Origin of the sequence: Nitrospirillum iridis, assembly GCF_014205765.1 — a bacterium.
GTDB classification, from domain to species: domain Bacteria; phylum Pseudomonadota; class Alphaproteobacteria; order Azospirillales; family Azospirillaceae; genus Nitrospirillum; species Nitrospirillum iridis.
This window is the reverse complement of record NZ_JACIIZ010000001.1, coordinates 591838-606628: the sequence shown is the minus strand read 5'-3', so window position 1 is coordinate 606628 and position 14791 is coordinate 591838. Positions and strand designations below refer to the sequence as shown.

Annotated in this window: 21 protein-coding genes; 2 read left to right on the top strand and 19 right to left on the bottom strand. The window is 64.5% G+C overall.

Annotated features, from left to right (window positions below; all coding sequences use genetic code 11):
- Positions 1–12 precede the first annotated feature (12 nt).
- The 19 genes from rpsN to rpsL form a co-directional block, all read right to left on the bottom strand.
- The gene (gene rpsN, locus FHS74_RS02695; protein WP_184797149.1) at positions 13–318 is read right to left on the bottom strand and encodes a 30S ribosomal protein S14; all 306 of its coding nucleotides are present in this window, start codon (positions 316–318) and stop codon (positions 13–15) included.
- A gap of 16 nt (positions 319–334) precedes the next feature.
- Positions 335–877, bottom strand: coding sequence for a 50S ribosomal protein L5 (gene rplE, locus FHS74_RS02690; RefSeq protein WP_184797147.1), 543 nt, complete (start codon positions 875–877; stop codon positions 335–337).
- 8 nt (positions 878–885) lie between these two features.
- Positions 886–1200 (bottom strand): 50S ribosomal protein L24, encoded by a 315-nt coding sequence (gene rplX / locus FHS74_RS02685; protein WP_145729962.1) that lies wholly within the window; start codon positions 1198–1200, stop codon positions 886–888.
- Positions 1201–1569: a 50S ribosomal protein L14 gene (rplN, locus tag FHS74_RS02680; RefSeq protein ID WP_004273662.1), complete on the bottom strand. Its 369-nt coding sequence runs from the start codon at positions 1567–1569 to the stop codon at positions 1201–1203. It abuts the gene before it with no gap.
- Between the two features lie 25 nt (positions 1570–1594).
- Positions 1595–1852 (bottom strand): 30S ribosomal protein S17, encoded by a 258-nt coding sequence (rpsQ, locus tag FHS74_RS02675; protein WP_004273663.1) that lies wholly within the window; start codon positions 1850–1852, stop codon positions 1595–1597.
- A gap of 14 nt (positions 1853–1866) precedes the next feature.
- Complete coding sequence (gene rpmC, locus FHS74_RS02670) at positions 1867–2073, bottom strand: 50S ribosomal protein L29 (RefSeq protein ID WP_040848404.1); 207 nt, start codon at positions 2071–2073, stop codon at positions 1867–1869.
- Entirely contained in the window at positions 2070–2495 is a 426-nt protein-coding gene (rplP, locus tag FHS74_RS02665) for a 50S ribosomal protein L16 (protein WP_044564203.1), read from the bottom strand. Before rplP ends, rpmC begins: the two co-directional genes overlap by 4 nt.
- A 29-nt stretch (positions 2496–2524) precedes the next feature.
- On the bottom strand, positions 2525–3205 hold the full coding sequence (rpsC, locus tag FHS74_RS02660; RefSeq protein ID WP_184797145.1) for a 30S ribosomal protein S3: 681 nt from the start codon (positions 3203–3205) through the stop codon (positions 2525–2527).
- A 1-nt stretch (position 3206) separates the two neighbouring features.
- The gene (gene rplV / locus FHS74_RS02655; RefSeq protein ID WP_184797143.1) at positions 3207–3602 is read right to left on the bottom strand and encodes a 50S ribosomal protein L22; all 396 of its coding nucleotides are present in this window, start codon (positions 3600–3602) and stop codon (positions 3207–3209) included.
- A 1-nt stretch (position 3603) separates the two neighbouring features.
- Entirely contained in the window at positions 3604–3882 is a 279-nt protein-coding gene (rpsS, locus tag FHS74_RS02650) for a 30S ribosomal protein S19 (protein ID WP_004273665.1), read from the bottom strand.
- 12 nt (positions 3883–3894) lie between these two features.
- Positions 3895–4722, bottom strand: coding sequence for a 50S ribosomal protein L2 (gene rplB, locus FHS74_RS02645; protein ID WP_184797141.1), 828 nt, complete (start codon positions 4720–4722; stop codon positions 3895–3897).
- An 11-nt stretch (positions 4723–4733) separates the two neighbouring features.
- Positions 4734–5051, bottom strand: a complete 318-nt coding sequence (locus FHS74_RS02640) for a 50S ribosomal protein L23 (protein WP_088871757.1) — start codon at positions 5049–5051, stop codon at positions 4734–4736.
- Positions 5048–5668 (bottom strand): 50S ribosomal protein L4, encoded by a 621-nt coding sequence (gene rplD / locus FHS74_RS02635; RefSeq protein WP_184797139.1) that lies wholly within the window; start codon positions 5666–5668, stop codon positions 5048–5050. Before rplD ends, FHS74_RS02640 begins: the two co-directional genes overlap by 4 nt.
- Positions 5669–5673: 5 nt before the next feature.
- Complete coding sequence (gene rplC, locus FHS74_RS02630; protein ID WP_145751461.1) at positions 5674–6381, bottom strand: 50S ribosomal protein L3; 708 nt, start codon at positions 6379–6381, stop codon at positions 5674–5676.
- Positions 6382–6439: 58 nt separating this feature from the next.
- The gene (gene rpsJ / locus FHS74_RS02625) at positions 6440–6748 is read right to left on the bottom strand and encodes a 30S ribosomal protein S10 (RefSeq protein WP_184797137.1); all 309 of its coding nucleotides are present in this window, start codon (positions 6746–6748) and stop codon (positions 6440–6442) included.
- A 76-nt stretch (positions 6749–6824) separates the two neighbouring features.
- Positions 6825–8015 carry an elongation factor Tu gene (gene tuf, locus FHS74_RS02620; RefSeq protein ID WP_184797135.1) on the bottom strand — a complete coding sequence of 397 codons (1191 nt, stop codon included), beginning with the start codon at positions 8013–8015 and terminating at the stop codon, positions 6825–6827.
- Positions 8016–8047: 32 nt separating this feature from the next.
- Positions 8048–10117, bottom strand: coding sequence for an elongation factor G (fusA, locus tag FHS74_RS02615; protein ID WP_184797133.1), 2070 nt, complete (start codon positions 10115–10117; stop codon positions 8048–8050).
- A gap of 30 nt (positions 10118–10147) precedes the next feature.
- Positions 10148–10618 carry a 30S ribosomal protein S7 gene (rpsG, locus tag FHS74_RS02610; RefSeq protein ID WP_184797131.1) on the bottom strand — a complete coding sequence of 157 codons (471 nt, stop codon included), beginning with the start codon at positions 10616–10618 and terminating at the stop codon, positions 10148–10150.
- A gap of 11 nt (positions 10619–10629) precedes the next feature.
- A complete protein-coding gene (rpsL, locus tag FHS74_RS02605) occupies positions 10630–11001 on the bottom strand; it encodes a 30S ribosomal protein S12 (RefSeq protein WP_004274236.1) in 372 nt (123 codons plus the stop codon).
- Positions 11002–11542: 541 nt separating this feature from the next.
- On the opposite strand from rpsL, the gene rimO reads away from it, so the two are divergent.
- Positions 11543–12889 (top strand): 30S ribosomal protein S12 methylthiotransferase RimO, encoded by a 1347-nt coding sequence (gene rimO / locus FHS74_RS02600; RefSeq protein WP_184797129.1) that lies wholly within the window; start codon positions 11543–11545, stop codon positions 12887–12889.
- 162 nt (positions 12890–13051) lie between these two features.
- Entirely contained in the window at positions 13052–14737 is a 1686-nt protein-coding gene (locus FHS74_RS02595) for a M28 family peptidase (protein ID WP_246462862.1), read from the top strand.
- The last annotated feature ends 54 nt before the right edge of the window (positions 14738–14791 follow it).

The following is a 14791-nucleotide window of genomic DNA, read 5'->3' as shown; positions in this document are numbered from 1 at the left end:
CCGAACCTCCGATTACCAGCTGGACTTCGTCATGCCCGGGATCTGGCCGGTCGAGGCCAGGTCGCGCAGGGCAATACGAGACAGCTTAAACTTACGGTAAAACGCACGCGGACGACCGCTCAACTCGCACCGGTTACGGATGCGGGTCGGGCTGGAGTTGCGCGGCAGTTCGGCGAGCTTGAGGCGGGCGGCGAACCGCTCCTCGGGCGGCAGAGTGCGATCGGAAGCGATCGCCTTCAGCGCGTTGCGCTTACCCGCGTACTGCTTAGCCAGGCGGGCACGGCGCTTGTTCTTTTCAACAGAACTGGTCTTGGCCATGGGAAGCTCCTGCCGTTCAGTTCGAGAACGGCATCTGGAAGCCCTTCAGGAGGGCCTTGGCCTCCTTGTCGGTCTTCGCCGTGGTGACGATGATGATGTCCATCCCCCGGATTTCATCGACGCGGTCGTAGTCGATTTCCGGGAAAATGATCTGCTCCTTGAGACCCATGGCGTAGTTGCCACGGCCGTCGAAGCTCGTGCCCGACACGCCGCGGAAGTCGCGGACGCGCGGCAGGGCAATCGTGATCAGACGGTCGAGGAACTCGTACATGCGCTCACGGCGCAAGGTCACCTTGCAACCAATGGCCATGCCTTCGCGCAGCTTGAACTGCGCGATGGACTTGCGGGCGCGGGTCACCACCGGCTTCTGACCGGACAGCGCGGTCAGGTCGGAGACGGCGGCGTTGATCTTCTTACCATCGGAGGTGGCTTCGCCAACGCCCATGTTAATGATGATCTTTTCGATCCGCGGCACTTCCAGATCGTTGGCGTAGTTGAATTCGCTCTTCAGCGACGCGCGGACGACGGAATCGTAATGTTCTTTGAGCCTGGCAGCCATAACGCCCCTCACAGGTCGATGACTTCACCGGACACCTTGGCGAAACGGACCTTGCGGCCGTCCTCCAGGATCCGGTAGCCGACGCGGGTCGGCTTGTTGGTCTTGGGGTCGACATGAGCGACGTTGGAGACGTCGATGAACGCCTCCAGCTCAACGATGCCGCCCTGCTGGGTCGGAGTCGGACGCTGGTGCTTCTTGACCAGGTTCACGCCGCGCACCTTGACGCGGTTCTCCTTCGGCAGGACCGCGATCACCTCGCCCTGCTTGCCCTTGTCCTTGCCGGCGATGATGATGACCTTGTCGGCCTTCTTAATCTTCGACATTTACAGGACCTCCGGCGCCAGGGAGATGATCTTCATGAACTTCTTGGCGCGCAGCTCACGCGTAACCGGCCCGAAGATACGGGTCCCGATCGGCTCACCCTGCTTGTTGATGAGCACGGCCGCGTTGCGGTCGAAGCGGATAGCGGAACCGTCGGTACGACGGATTTCCTTCGCGGTGCGAACGATGACGGCGCGATGCACGTCACCCTTCTTAACGCGGCCCCGCGGAATGGCCTCCTTGACCGAGACGACGATAACGTCGCCAACGGCCGCGACCTTCCGCATGGAGCCGCCCAGCACCTTGATGCACTGCACCCGGCGCGCGCCGCTGTTGTCAGCGACCTCCAGGTTGGTTTGCATCTGGATCATGGTTTGGCTTCCTTAAGCAAAACAGTTAGACGGCGGCGCCCGAAGGGGCGGCGCTTTCCACGACGACGGCCCACCGCTTCCGCTTGGAAATCGGACGGCATTCCTCGATGGTGACCGTGTCGCCAGCCTTATAAGCATTCTGCTCGTCATGAGCAGCATACTTCTTCGACTGCTTAATAAACTTCTTGTACACGGGGTGCATAACACGACGCTCGACCAGCACGATGACGGTCTTGTCGCCCTTGTCACTCACAACCGTGCCCTGCAAAACACGCCGGGGCATAACGCTTCCCCCTGTCAGGACACGGGCGCAGCGGTTTCCCGCTGGCCCAGGATGGTCTTTATCCGAGCGATGTCGCGCCGAACCTGGCCGACACGCGCGGTATTCTCCAGCTGCCCGGAGGCGCGCTGGAAGCGCAAATTGAACTGCTCTTTCTTCAGCTGCAAGAGCTGGTCCTGCAACTCATCCACGCTTTTGGTGCGCAGGTCGACGGCTTTGGTCATGCCTCAGCTCCCTCACCCAGGCGGGTGATGAATCGGGTCTTAATCGGCAGCTTGGCAGCCGCCAGCTCGAAGGCGCGCTTGGCGAGGTCCGCCGGCACGCCATCCAGCTCGAACATGATGCGGCCGGGGGCCACGCGGGCCGCCCAGAACTCGGGCGAACCCTTACCGGAGCCCATGCGGACTTCGGCGGGCTTGCTCGACACCGGCACGTCCGGGAATATCCGGATCCAGACCCGGCCCTGACGCTTCATGTGACGGGTGATCGCGCGGCGGGCCGCCTCGATCTGGCGCGCGGTGATGCGCGCCGGTTCGACCGCCTTCAGGCCAAAGGCGCCGAAGTTCAACTGGGTGCCGCCCTTGGAGGCGCCGTGGATGCGCCCCTTGTGCTGCTTGCGGTACTTAGTACGTTTCGGACTCAGCATGGCAATTGCCCTCTAGTATCCGTTCACCCTCAGCGCGCCGCGACGGGCTGCTGATCGGCGCGCTTGTCCTGGGCGAACGGATCGTGCGCCAGAATTTCGCCCTTAAACACCCACACCTTGACACCGCAGGTGCCGTAGGTGGTCTTAGCCGTCGCCGTGCCGTAGTCGATCTCGGCGCGCAGCGTGTGCAGCGGAACGCGACCTTCGCGATACCACTCCATACGAGCGATTTCGGCGCCGCCCAGACGGCCGCCGCAGTTGATACGGATGCCCTGGGCGCCGAGGCGCATGGCCGACTGCACGGCGCGCTTCATGGCGCGACGGAAGGCGACACGACGCTCCAGCTGGCTGGCGATGTTCTCGGCGATCAGCCGGGCGTCGAGTTCCGGCTTGCGGATCTCGACGATGTTCAGGCTGACCTCGGAACCGGTCATCCGGCTGAGATCAAGGCGCAGCTTCTCGATGTCCGCGCCCTTCTTGCCGATCACCACACCCGGACGGGCCGTGTGGATGGTGACGCGGGCCTTCTTGGCCGGACGTTCGATGATGATGCGCGAGGCGCCGGCGGCGGCCAGCTTGCCCTGCAGGTGCTTGCGCAGGCGCAGGTCCTGGTGCAGCAGCGTGGCGTAGTCGCGGTTGGCGAACCAGCGGCTGTCCCAGGTCCGGTTGATACCGACGCGGAGCCCGATGGGATTGACTTTCTGACCCATGTTACGCGGTCTCCCCCGTGGCTTGCTCGGCGCGTTCACGCACGACCACGGTCAAGTTGCTGTAAGACTTCTCGACACGGGCGCCGCGACCGCGGGCCCGGGCATGGAAGCGCTTCATCACCAGGGCGCGGCCCACGGTGGCGTAAGCGACCACCAGCCGGTCGACGTCCAGCTGGTGGTTGTTCTCGGCGTTGGCGATGGCCGACTGCAGAACCTTCTTCACTTCGCCGGCGATACGGCGCTTGGAGAAGGTCAGCATGGCCAGAGCCTGGCCGGCTTCCTTGCCGCGGATCATCTGGGCGACGAGGTTCAGCTTGCGGGCACTGGACTTGATCATCCGGCCGTGCGCCGCAGCCTCGTTGTCGGCGAAAGGCCGTTCAGATTGAGGCTTGCTCATTTTATTTCCTCTTCGCCTTCTTGTCGGCCGCGTGGCCGTAGAAAGTCCGCGTCGGGGAGAACTCACCGAACTTGTGTCCGATCATGTTCTCGGTCACGAGCACCGGCAGGAACTTATGGCCGTTGTAGACGCCAAAGGTCAGACCGACGAACTGGGGCAGGATCGTGGAACGGCGCGACCAGATCTTGATGATCTCGTTGCGGCCGGACGCGCGCGCCTTCTCTGCCTTCTTCAAAAGGTAGCCGTCGATGAACGGCCCCTTCCAGACGGAACGGGTCACGGGTCCTACTCCTTACTTAGAGCGACGACGGCGGATAATCAGCCCGTCAGTCTTCTTGTTGCTACGCGTCTTCTTGCCCTTGGTCGGCTTGCCCCATGGGGTAACCGGATGACGGCCACCAGAGGTACGGCCTTCACCACCACCGTGCGGGTGGTCGATCGGGTTCATGGCGACGCCACGGACGGACGGACGACGGCCCAGCCAACGGTTGCGACCGGCCTTGCCGATCACGGTGTTGGCCTGGTCGGGGTTGGACACGGCACCGATGGTGGCCATGCACTCGCCGCGGACCATGCGGAGCTCACCCGAAGGCAGCTTCAGCTGAGCGTAACCCTGGTCACGACCCACCAGCTGCAGGAACGTACCGGCGGAGCGGGCCAGCTGGCCGCCCTTGCCCGCACGCAGCTCCACATTGTGGACGATGGTGCCGACCGGGATGTTCTTCAGCGGCATGGCGTTGCCGGGCTTCACGTCGACCTTCTCGCCAGCGACGACGACGTCACCGGCCTTCAGGCGCTGCGGAGCCAGGATGTAGGCCAGATCGCCGTCCTGGTACCGGATCAGGGCGATGAAGCCCGTCCGGTTGGGGTCGTATTCCAGACGCTCGACGGTCGCGGGGACGTCGAACTTCCGGCGCTTGAAGTCGATGAGACGGTAGCGGCGCTTGTGGCCGCCGCCCATGCGACGCGCGGTGATGCGACCGGTGTTGTTACGACCGCCGGTGCCGCTCAGGCCCTCCGTCAGACGCTTAACCGGCTTGCCCTTGTACAGCTCCGAACGGTCGACCAGCACCAGCTGGCGGAGGCTCGGGGTAATGGGGCGGTAAGTCTTAAGTGCCATCGTTTATGCCCTCACACGCCGGTGGTGACGTCGATCGTGTGCCCTTCGGCGAGGGTCACGATGGCCTTCTTGAAGTCGGACCGACGAGCCACGATGCCCCGGAAGCGCTTGGTCTTGCCCTTCGAGACGATGGTGTTGACGGCCGTCACCTTGACCTTGAACAGGCCTTCGACGGCCTGCTTGATCTCGGGCTTCGTCGCATCCAGGGGCACCCGGAAGGTGACCTGGTTGTGCTCGGAGCCCAGGGTGGACTTTTCGGTGATGACGGGCGCGACGATCAGATCGTACATGCGCTCGGCGCTCACAAACGGCTTCGCGTTCTTGCTCATTTCAGGCGAGCCTCCAACTGCTCGACCGCGTTGCGGGTCAACACCAGGGTGTCGCGCCGCAGGATGTCGTACACGTTGGCGCCCTGCTCCGGCAGCACATCCACGTGGGGGATGTTGCCGGCGGCCCGGACGAAGTTCTCATCCAGGTTGGCGCCATCGATGATCAGCACCGAGCTGAGGCCCAGCGCGCCGAACTGCTCGACCAGCGCCTTGGTCTTGTGCGTCTCCGCACGGGCGTCGTCGATGATGACCAGCTTGCCTTCGGCGGCCTTGACCGACAGGGCGGTCTTCAGGGCCAGCTTGCGGACCTTCTTCGTCAGGTCGTGCTCATGGCTGCGCACCACCGGACCGAAGATCACCGCGCCGCCGCGGAACTGCGGCGAACGCAGGGAGCCTTGACGGGCACGGCCGGTGCCCTTCTGCTTCCACGGCTTCTTGGTCGTGCCGGAGATCTCGGAGATCCCCTTGGTCTTGTGCGAGCCCTGGCGGCGCTTGGCCAGCTGCCAGTTCACCATGCGGGCCAGCAGATCGGCGCGGGCCGGCAGGCCGAACACGGCGTCGTCCAGCTCGATCTCGCCGACTTGCTCGTTCTTCAGGTTCTTAACGGTCGTCTTCATGATGCTCAGCCCTCCTGCGCGGCAGGAGCGTCCTGCGTCGGCGCACGGAAGGCGGCCGGGAAGGGAACACCCTCCGGCAGCTTCTTCTTCACGGCGTCCTTGACGAGGATGTAACCGCCCTCGGAGCCGGGGACGGCGCCGCGGACGAGGATCAGGCCGCGCTCGACATCGACCGAGACGACCTTCAGGTTCTGGGTGGTGACCTGCTCAACGCCCAGGTGACCCGCCATCTTCTTGTTCTTGAAGGTGCGGCCCGGATCCTGGCGCTGACCGGTCGAACCGTGCGAACGGTGCGACACGGACACACCGTGCGTGGCGCGAAGGCCGCCGAAGTTCCAGCGCTTCATGCCACCGGCGAAGCCCTTACCGATGGTCGTCCCGGTGACGTCCACGAACTGGCCAGCGACGAAATGGTCGACGGTGATCTCAGCACCGACCTCGACCAGGGCGTCCGGGGTCACCCGGAACTCCACGGTCTTCTTCTTCGGCTCAACCTTCGCCTTCGCGAAGTGGCCGCGCTCAGCCTTCGTGACGTTCTTCACCTTGGCCTTGCCCACGCCGACTTCCAGGGCGGTGTACCCGTCCCGGTCTTCGGTCTTGTGGGAGACGACCTGGCAATTGTCGACTTTCAGCACAGTCACCGGCACGTGCTCACCTTCATCCGTGAAGATGCGGGTCATGCCGAGCTTCTGCGCGATCAAACCGGATCGCATTTTAGTCTCTTCTCCTAACAGGGGACATCCTCAGGGGGAGAGGTCCCACCACTCTTACTTACAGCTTAATCTCGACGTCGACGCCGGCGGCCAGGTCGAGCTTCATCAGCGCGTCCACGGTCTGCGGCGTCGGATCGACGATGTCCAGCAGGCGCTTGTGGGTGCGGATCTCGAACTGCTCGCGCGACTTCTTGTCGATGTGCGGGCTACGGTTGACCGTGAACTTCTCGATCTGGGTCGGAAGCGGGATCGGACCGCGCACCCGGGCACCGGTCCGCTTGGCCGTGTTGACGATCTCGCTGGTCGACTGGTCGAGCACGCGATGATCGAACGCCTTCAGGCGGATCCGGATATTCTGGCTTTCCATCGTCCTAAACCTTGGTTGGAAGCGGTGCCGAATAGCATCGGCACCGCACACCGGTCAATCAAATCAGTTGGTACTATCAGGCGATGATCTTGGCGACCACGCCGGCGCCGACGGTACGGCCGCCTTCACGGATGGCGAAGCGCAGGCCTTCGTCCATGGCGATCGGGGCGATCAGCTCCACGGTCACCTGCACGTTGTCGCCCGGCATCACCATCTCGGTGCCTTCCGGCAGCGAGACCATGCCCGTCACGTCCGTGGTGCGGAAGTAGAACTGGGGACGGTAGTTGGTGAAGAACGGGGTGTGACGGCCGCCTTCTTCCTTCGTCAGGATGTAGGCTTCGGCCACGAACTTGGTGTGCGGGGTGATCGAGCCGGGCTTGGCCAGAACCTGGCCGCGCTCGACGTCTTCACGCTTCGTGCCGCGCAGCAGCGCGCCGATGTTGTCGCCAGCCTGGCCCTGGTCCAGCAGCTTGCGGAACATCTCAACGCCGGTGACGGTCGTCTTCACCGTGGCCTTCAGGCCGACGATCTCGATTTCCTCACCCACCTTCACGATGCCGCGCTCGACACGGCCGGTCACCACGGTGCCACGGCCAGAGATCGAGAACACGTCTTCGATCGGCATCAGGAAGGGCTTGTCAACCGGACGCTCCGGCTGCGGGATGTAGGCGTCGACCGCCTTCATCAGCTCCAGGATGGCGTCATGGCCGATCTCCGGGCTGCGGTTCTCCAGCGCGCACAGCGCCGAGCCCTTCACGATCGGAATGTCGTCGCCAGGGAAGTCGTAGCTGCTCAGCAGCTCGCGCACTTCCAGCTCCACCAGCTCCAGCAGCTCGGGGTCGTCGACCATGTCGACCTTGTTCATGAACACCACCAGGGCGGGCACGCCGACCTGGCGGGCCAGCAGGATGTGCTCGCGAGTCTGCGGCATCGGGCCGTCGGCGGCCGACACCACCAGGATCGCGCCGTCCATCTGCGCCGCACCGGTGATCATGTTCTTCACGTAGTCGGCGTGGCCGGGGCAATCCACGTGGGCGTAGTGACGGTTGGCCGTCTCGTACTCGACGTGCGCCGTCGAGATCGTGATGCCGCGCGCCTTCTCTTCCGGCGCCTTGTCAATCTGGTCGTACGCGGTGAACGTGGCACCACCGGACTCAGCCAGCACCTTCGTGATCGCAGCCGTCAACGACGTCTTGCCATGGTCGACGTGACCAATGGTGCCGATGTTGCAATGCGGCTTGGTGCGCTCGAATTTCGCCTTCGCCATGGTTACTCTTCCTTCTCTTGACTTCTGCCAGATCAGGCCATCTTGGCGCGAACGACATCCGCGATGGCAGCCGGCACCGGCTCATAGTGGTCAAACTGCATCGAGTACTGCGCCCGGCCCTGGCTCATCGAGCGCAGGTTGTTCACATACCCAAACATATTGGCCAGCGGGACCCTGGCGATGATGACTCGCGCATTGCCCCGCTGATCCATTCCTGTCACCTGTCCCCGGCGACTGTTCAGGTCGCCGATGACGTCACCCATGTAGTCGTCGGGGGTGACCACCTCGACCGCCATCACCGGCTCAAGCAGCACGGGCTTGGCTTTCGCCATACCCTCCTTGAACGCGGCGCGAGCGGCCTGCTCGAACACTTCGGCGGAGCTGTCGACGTCGTGGAACGCCCCATCGACCAGCACCACCGTCAAATCGATCACCGGGAACCCGGCGATCACCCCACTGTCCCTGGCGGCGTCGACGCCGCCCTGGGCCCCGTGGGCGAATTCCTTGGGCAGCTTGCCGCCCACCTTGTTTTCGAACCGGAACCCGCTACCGGGCTCGGACGGTTCGAAGGCCAACGTCACCTGGGCGAACTGCCCCATGGCGCCAACCTGCCGCTTCAGCGTATGGGCGACCTCAGCCTTCTGGGCGATGGTCTCCCGGTAAGCCACCTGTGGCGCCCCGACATCAGCCTCCACCCGGTATTCCCGCCGCATGCGATCGACGATGATCTCCAGGTGCAACTCGCCCATGCCGCCGATGACGGTTTGCCCCGTCTCGGCGTCACGACCGACGCGGAAGGACGGATCCTCCGCCGCCAGGCGTTGCAAGGCCATCGCCATCCGGTCGTGATCCGCCTGCGTCTTAGGCTCGACCACCACCTCGATCACCGGCTCCGGGAATTCCATGCGTTCCAGCACCAGGGGTGCCGCCGGATCGCACAGGGTGTCACCCGTCGTCGTGTTCGCCAGCCCCGCCAGGGCGACGATGTCGCCCGCGCACGCCGCGTCGATCTCTTCCCGGGTGTTGGCGTGCATCAGCAGCATGCGGCTGACGCTCTCCTTCTCACCCTTGGTCGCGTTCAACACGCGATCGCCGACCGCCACCCGCCCCGAGTACACCCGGACGAAGGTGAGCGATCCCGCGAAAGGATCGTTCATCACCTTGAACGCCAAGCCGGCGAAAGGCGCCGCGTCGTCCGTCTGCCGGCTGGTCGGTTCCCCGTCCAGCGCCACGCCCGCGACATCGTGGATGTCCAGGGGCGAGGGCAGAAAGTCGACAACGGCGTCCAGCATCGGCTGAACGCCCTTGTTCTTGAAGGCCGAACCGCACAACACCGGAACCAGGCGCAGTGCGATCGTCCCCTTCCGGATCAGCGCCTTGAGCGCCGCCTCATCGGGTTCCTCACCCTCGAGGTAGCGCTCGGTAGCCGCTTCATCCATTTCGACCGCCTGCTCGACCAGACGGGCGCGGTACACGCTCGCCTGCTCGGCCAGGGCGGCCGGAACTTCCGCTTCGAAGAACTCGGCACCCAGCGTCTCTTCTTTCCAGACGATGGCCTTGTTCTTCACCAGGTCGACGACGCCGGTGAAACCGGCCTCCGTCTTGATGGGGAGCTGCAGGACCGCCGTATCGGCGCCCAGCCGCTCCTGGATCATCTGGACGGTGCCGAAGAAGTCGGCGCCGACCCGGTCCATCTTGTTGACGAAACACATGCGCGGCACACGGTACTTGTCCGCCTGCCGCCACACGGTTTCCGATTGGGGCTCGACCCCGGCCACGGCATCAAACAGCGCCACCGCACCATCCAGCACCCGCAAGGACCGTTCGACTTCGATGGTGAAGTCGACATGCCCCGGCGTGTCGATGATGTTCACCCGGTGGTCACGCCAAAAACATGTCGTGGCCGCCGAAGTGATGGTGATGCCGCGCTCCTGCTCCTGCTCCATCCAGTCCATCGCGGCGGTGCCCTCGTGGACCTCGCCCATGCGATACGACTTGCCGGTGTAGTACAGGATCCGCTCGGTCGTCGTCGTCTTGCCGGCATCGATGTGCGCACAGATGCCGATGTTCCGATAACGGTCGAGTGGATGGGAGCGCGCCATGATTCCTTAAGGCCTAAGCCAGTCCCAACCTTACCACCGGTAGTGCGAGAAGGCCTTGTTGGCCTCCGCCATACGGTGGGTGTCTTCACGCTTTTTCACGGCAACGCCGCGCTGGTTGGCCGCATCCAGCAGCTCACCCGACAGGCGCTCGGTCATCGTGTTTTCCGACCGGCCGCGAGCAGCGGTGATCAGCCAACGGATGGCCAGGGCCTGGGCGCGCTCCTGACGGACTTCGACGGGCACCTGATAGGTCGCACCGCCGACGCGGCGGGAACGCACTTCCAGGTAGGGACGAACGTTGTTCAGGGCATCGTGGAACAGCTGAATGGGATCAGCCTTCACCTTGCCCTCAATACGCTCCAGAGCGCCGTACACGATCTGCTCGGCGACGGACTTCTTTCCATCGTACATCAGGCAGTTCATGAACTTCGTCAGCACGGTATCGCCATACTTGGCATCCGGCAGGACTTCACGCTTCTCGGCGCGACGACGACGTGACATAGACTAACTCCTTACTTCGGCCGCTTGGCGCCGTACTTGGACCGACGCTGGCGACGGTCCTTCACGCCCTGGGTATCCAACGAACCGCGGATGATATGATAGCGCACGCCGGGAAGATCCTTCACACGGCCGCCGCGGATCATCACCACGGAGTGTTCCTGCAGGTTGTGCCCTTCGCCGGGAATGTAGCTGATGACCTCGTGGCCGTTGGTCAGCCGCACGCGGGCGACCTTACGCAGCGCCGAGTTCGGCTTCTTCGGGGTGGTCGTGTAGACGCGCGTGCAGACACCGCGCTTCTGGGGGCATTCCTGCAACGCCGGGACCTTGTCCCGCTCCGGCACGCCCTCACGGGACTTGCGGATCAACTGGTTGATCGTCGGCATCTACCGCTCTCGGTTCACAGTTCCAAACAAGAAGCACCAAAACCCGTGCTCCGAACGACGAAAGTCCCGTCACGAAGCACCACTGGCTCCGCGCGGGCCTTGCAAACGCCGTCCGAACAAGGACTCGGGTGCGGCTATACAGATTTTCGAGGGGGTCTTTTTGAGAGACAGCGTCTAGCCCGCAAGGGCGGCCTACAGCCTGCCCCTCGAAAAATGTGGGCGGACTATATGGACGTCGCCCCTGCCCGTCAAGCGCTCTGCGCGGAAAAATCCAGGGTAAGCCGTGCGTCTAGGACAACGGCCCGCCCCACATTTGCGGGCCCCTCCCCTGCGCGTCTGGCACGCGCGCCAGAGTCCGCGGGGGATGGGCAAACGGGCCCGGTATCGCTATATACCCGGCCCAGAAGAGCGGGCGCGCCCGACGGCACCACGCTCACCTTATAGTATAGAGCAAGCGCGCCTTCGAGAGAGCCCTTTGTCGCCGACCGCAAGCGGCGCCGGGTTCTTGGCCGGCGCCCTTTTTGGATTCCAGAGCGCCGCCATGAGCAAGCCCAACCTCCTTACCCCCTCCCCCGCCGCGCCCAAGGTCGGCATCGTCAGCCTGGGTTGCCCCAAGGCCCTGGTCGACAGCGAACGCATCCTGACCAAGCTGCGCTCCGAGGGGTACGAGGTTTCGCCCAGCTACGATGACGCCGACGTGGTGCTGGTCAACACCTGCGGCTTCCTCGACAGCGCCAAGCAGGAAAGCCTGGATGCCATCGGCGAGGCCATGCGCGAAAACGGCCGCGTCATCGTCACCGGCTGCATGGGTGTGGAAGAGGGCCGCATCCGCGAGATGTACCCCAACGTGCTGGCCGTCACCGGACCGCACCAGTATGAGCAGGTGGTGTCGGCGGTGCATGACCATTTGCCGCCGGTGCACAACCCCTACACTGATCTGGTCCCGCCCGAGGGCCTGCGCCTGACGCCGCGCCATTACGCCTACCTCAAGATTTCCGAGGGCTGCAACCACCGCTGCAGCTTCTGTATCATCCCCTCGCTGCGCGGCGACCTGGCCAGCCGGCCGGCCGGCAATGTCCTGCGCGAGGCGGAGCGGCTGGTGAACGCCGGGGTGCGCGAGCTGATGGTGATCTCCCAGGACACCAGCGCCTACGGCCTGGACCTGCGCCACGCCGAAAGCGAGTTCAAGGGCCGCCAGGTCCGCGCCCACATGACCGACCTGGCCCGGGAACTGGGTGGCCTGGGCGCGTGGGTCCGCCTGCACTATGTCTATCCCTATCCGCACGTCGATGAGGTCATCCCCCTGATGGCGGAGGGCCTGGTGCTGCCCTACCTGGACATCCCCTTCCAGCACGCCAGCCCCAGCGTGCTGAAGGCCATGAAGCGTCCGGGCAACCAGGAAAAGGTGCTGAACCGGATTCGCAGCTGGCGCGACATCTGCCCCGACCTGACCATCCGTTCCACCTTCATCGTCGGCTTCCCCGGTGAGACCGAGCAGGACTTCCAGTTCCTGCTGGACTGGCTGTCGGAAGCCAAGATCGATCGGCTGGGCTGCTTCAAATATGAGGCAGTGGAAGGCGCCCCGGCCAACGCCCTGGACGGGGCCGTACCGGAAGAGGTGAAGGAAGAGCGCTGGAACCGCCTGATGGCCCACCAGCAGGCCATCAGCGAGGAACGCATGCAGGCCAAGGTCGGCCGCACCATCGACGTCATCATCGACGAGGTGGACGAGGAAGGCGCCATCGGCCGTTCCGCGGCCGACGCGCCGGAGATCGACGGCAGCGTCTTCATGAACGGCGACACCAGCGTGGCGGTGGGCGATATCGTCCAGGTGACGGTGGAGCATGCCGAGGAATACGATCTGTGGGGCACGCGCGTCGAAGCCTGACCGGCGTCACCGCCAAAGCCCATATCCAATATCCAACTTTCGGCAGGGCGCATCCCCAGGCCCTTGGCTTCGCCGTCGATACCCCCGTATGCTGCCGATCAAGCGGCGCTATCGCGGGGTAACCGCCGGCGACACCGACCAAGATTATGGGGATTCATCCTAATGGGAGCCAGACTACGCACGGGGCACGCGGCGCTGATCGCCGCGGCCCTGGCGATGGACGTCGGGGCGGCCAGCCTGGGGCAGGCGAAGGACGCCAGCCCAGTGACGGCCGGCGCCTTGTCCGCCCACGTCAAAATCCTCGCCTCCGACGATTTCCAGGGCCGCAAGCCCGGAACCGCGGGTGAGGAGAAGACCATCGCCTATATCCAGGAGCAGTTCAAAAAGGTCGGGCTCAAGCCCGCCGCGGGCCAGGACGGGGGCAAGAGCTTCCTGCAGGACGTGCCCATGACCGAGATCACCAGCAAGGCCGACGGCCCCATGGTGTTCACGGCCACGGGCAAGGACGGCCAGGCCAAGGCCCTGTCGTACGAGTACTTCAGCCAGATGATGATCTGGAACCGGCAGCGCACCAATCATGCCGAGGTGAAGGACAGCGACCTAGTCTTCGTCGGCTATGGCATCACCGCCCCGGAATTCGGCTGGGACGACTATGCCGGCGTCGACGTGAAGGGCAAGACGGTGGTCATCCTGGTCAACGATCCCGGATTCGCCACCGGCGACCCCGCCCTGTTCGGCGGCGGGGCCATGACCTGGTACGGCCGCTGGCCCTACAAGTATGAGGAGGCGGCCCGCCATGGCGCCGCCGCCGCCATCATCGTGCACGAGACCCGCGCCGCCGGTTACCCCTGGGGCGTGGTCGCCAACAGCAACAGCGTGCCCAAGCTGACGCTGATGCCGGCCGACGGCGGCCTGCAGAGCCGCAGCGCCATCGAAGGCTGGGTGCAGTTGGACGTGGCCAAGGAACTGTTCCAGGCCGCCGGTCTGGACTACGGCACATTGAAGGACAGCGCCGCCCGGCGCGGCTTCAAGGCAGTCCCCATGAACGCCAAGATGTCGGTCGGCATCACCCCCGTGGTGCGCGACGTCATCTCGCACAATGTGGTCGGCATCGTCCCCGGCGCCAAACGCCCGGACGAGGTGGTGCTGGTCGGCGCGCACTGGGACCATCTGGGCATCGGCCCGGCGGTCAATGGCGACACCATCTATAACGGCGCGCTGGACAACGCCACCGGCATCGCCGGCCTGATCGAGATGGCCAAGCGCTACACCCACGGGCCGAAGCCGGACCGCACCCTGCTGTTCATCGCCTACACGGCGGAGGAGCAGGGCCTGTTGGGCTCCGAATACTATGCCCAGCATCCGCTGTACCCGGCGGGCAAGACGGTGGCCGGCTTCAATATGGATGGCCTGGGCGTGCTGGGCCCGGTGCACGACGTCGTGCTGGTGGGCGGCAAGAAGTCCGACCTGGAGGAAAGGCTGAAGGCCTGGACCGGCAAGCACAACATGGTCCTGAACCCGGAGCCCTTCCCCGAGCGCGGCTACTACTACCGCTCCGACCATTTCAACCTGGCCAAGGTGGGCATTCCCGTCATCGATGCCAGCATGGGCATCGACAGCGTTGCGCACGGCGCCGAGTGGGGCAAGGCGAAGGACGAGGAATACACCCGCCTGCACTACCACCAGCCGTCCGACGAATGGTCGCCGGAGATGGACCTGAGCGGCGGTGCCGTGGAGGTCAACATGCTCTACGACATCAGCCACGACCTGGCGTTCAGCGACGCCTGGCCCAAGTGGTACGAGAAGGCCGAGTTCAGGGCCGCCCGGGAAAAGTCCCAGGCGAAGTGAGTGTCACAGGCCGCCGGTTCCCAGGGCAGGGAATCGGCGGCAATCATTTGGTGT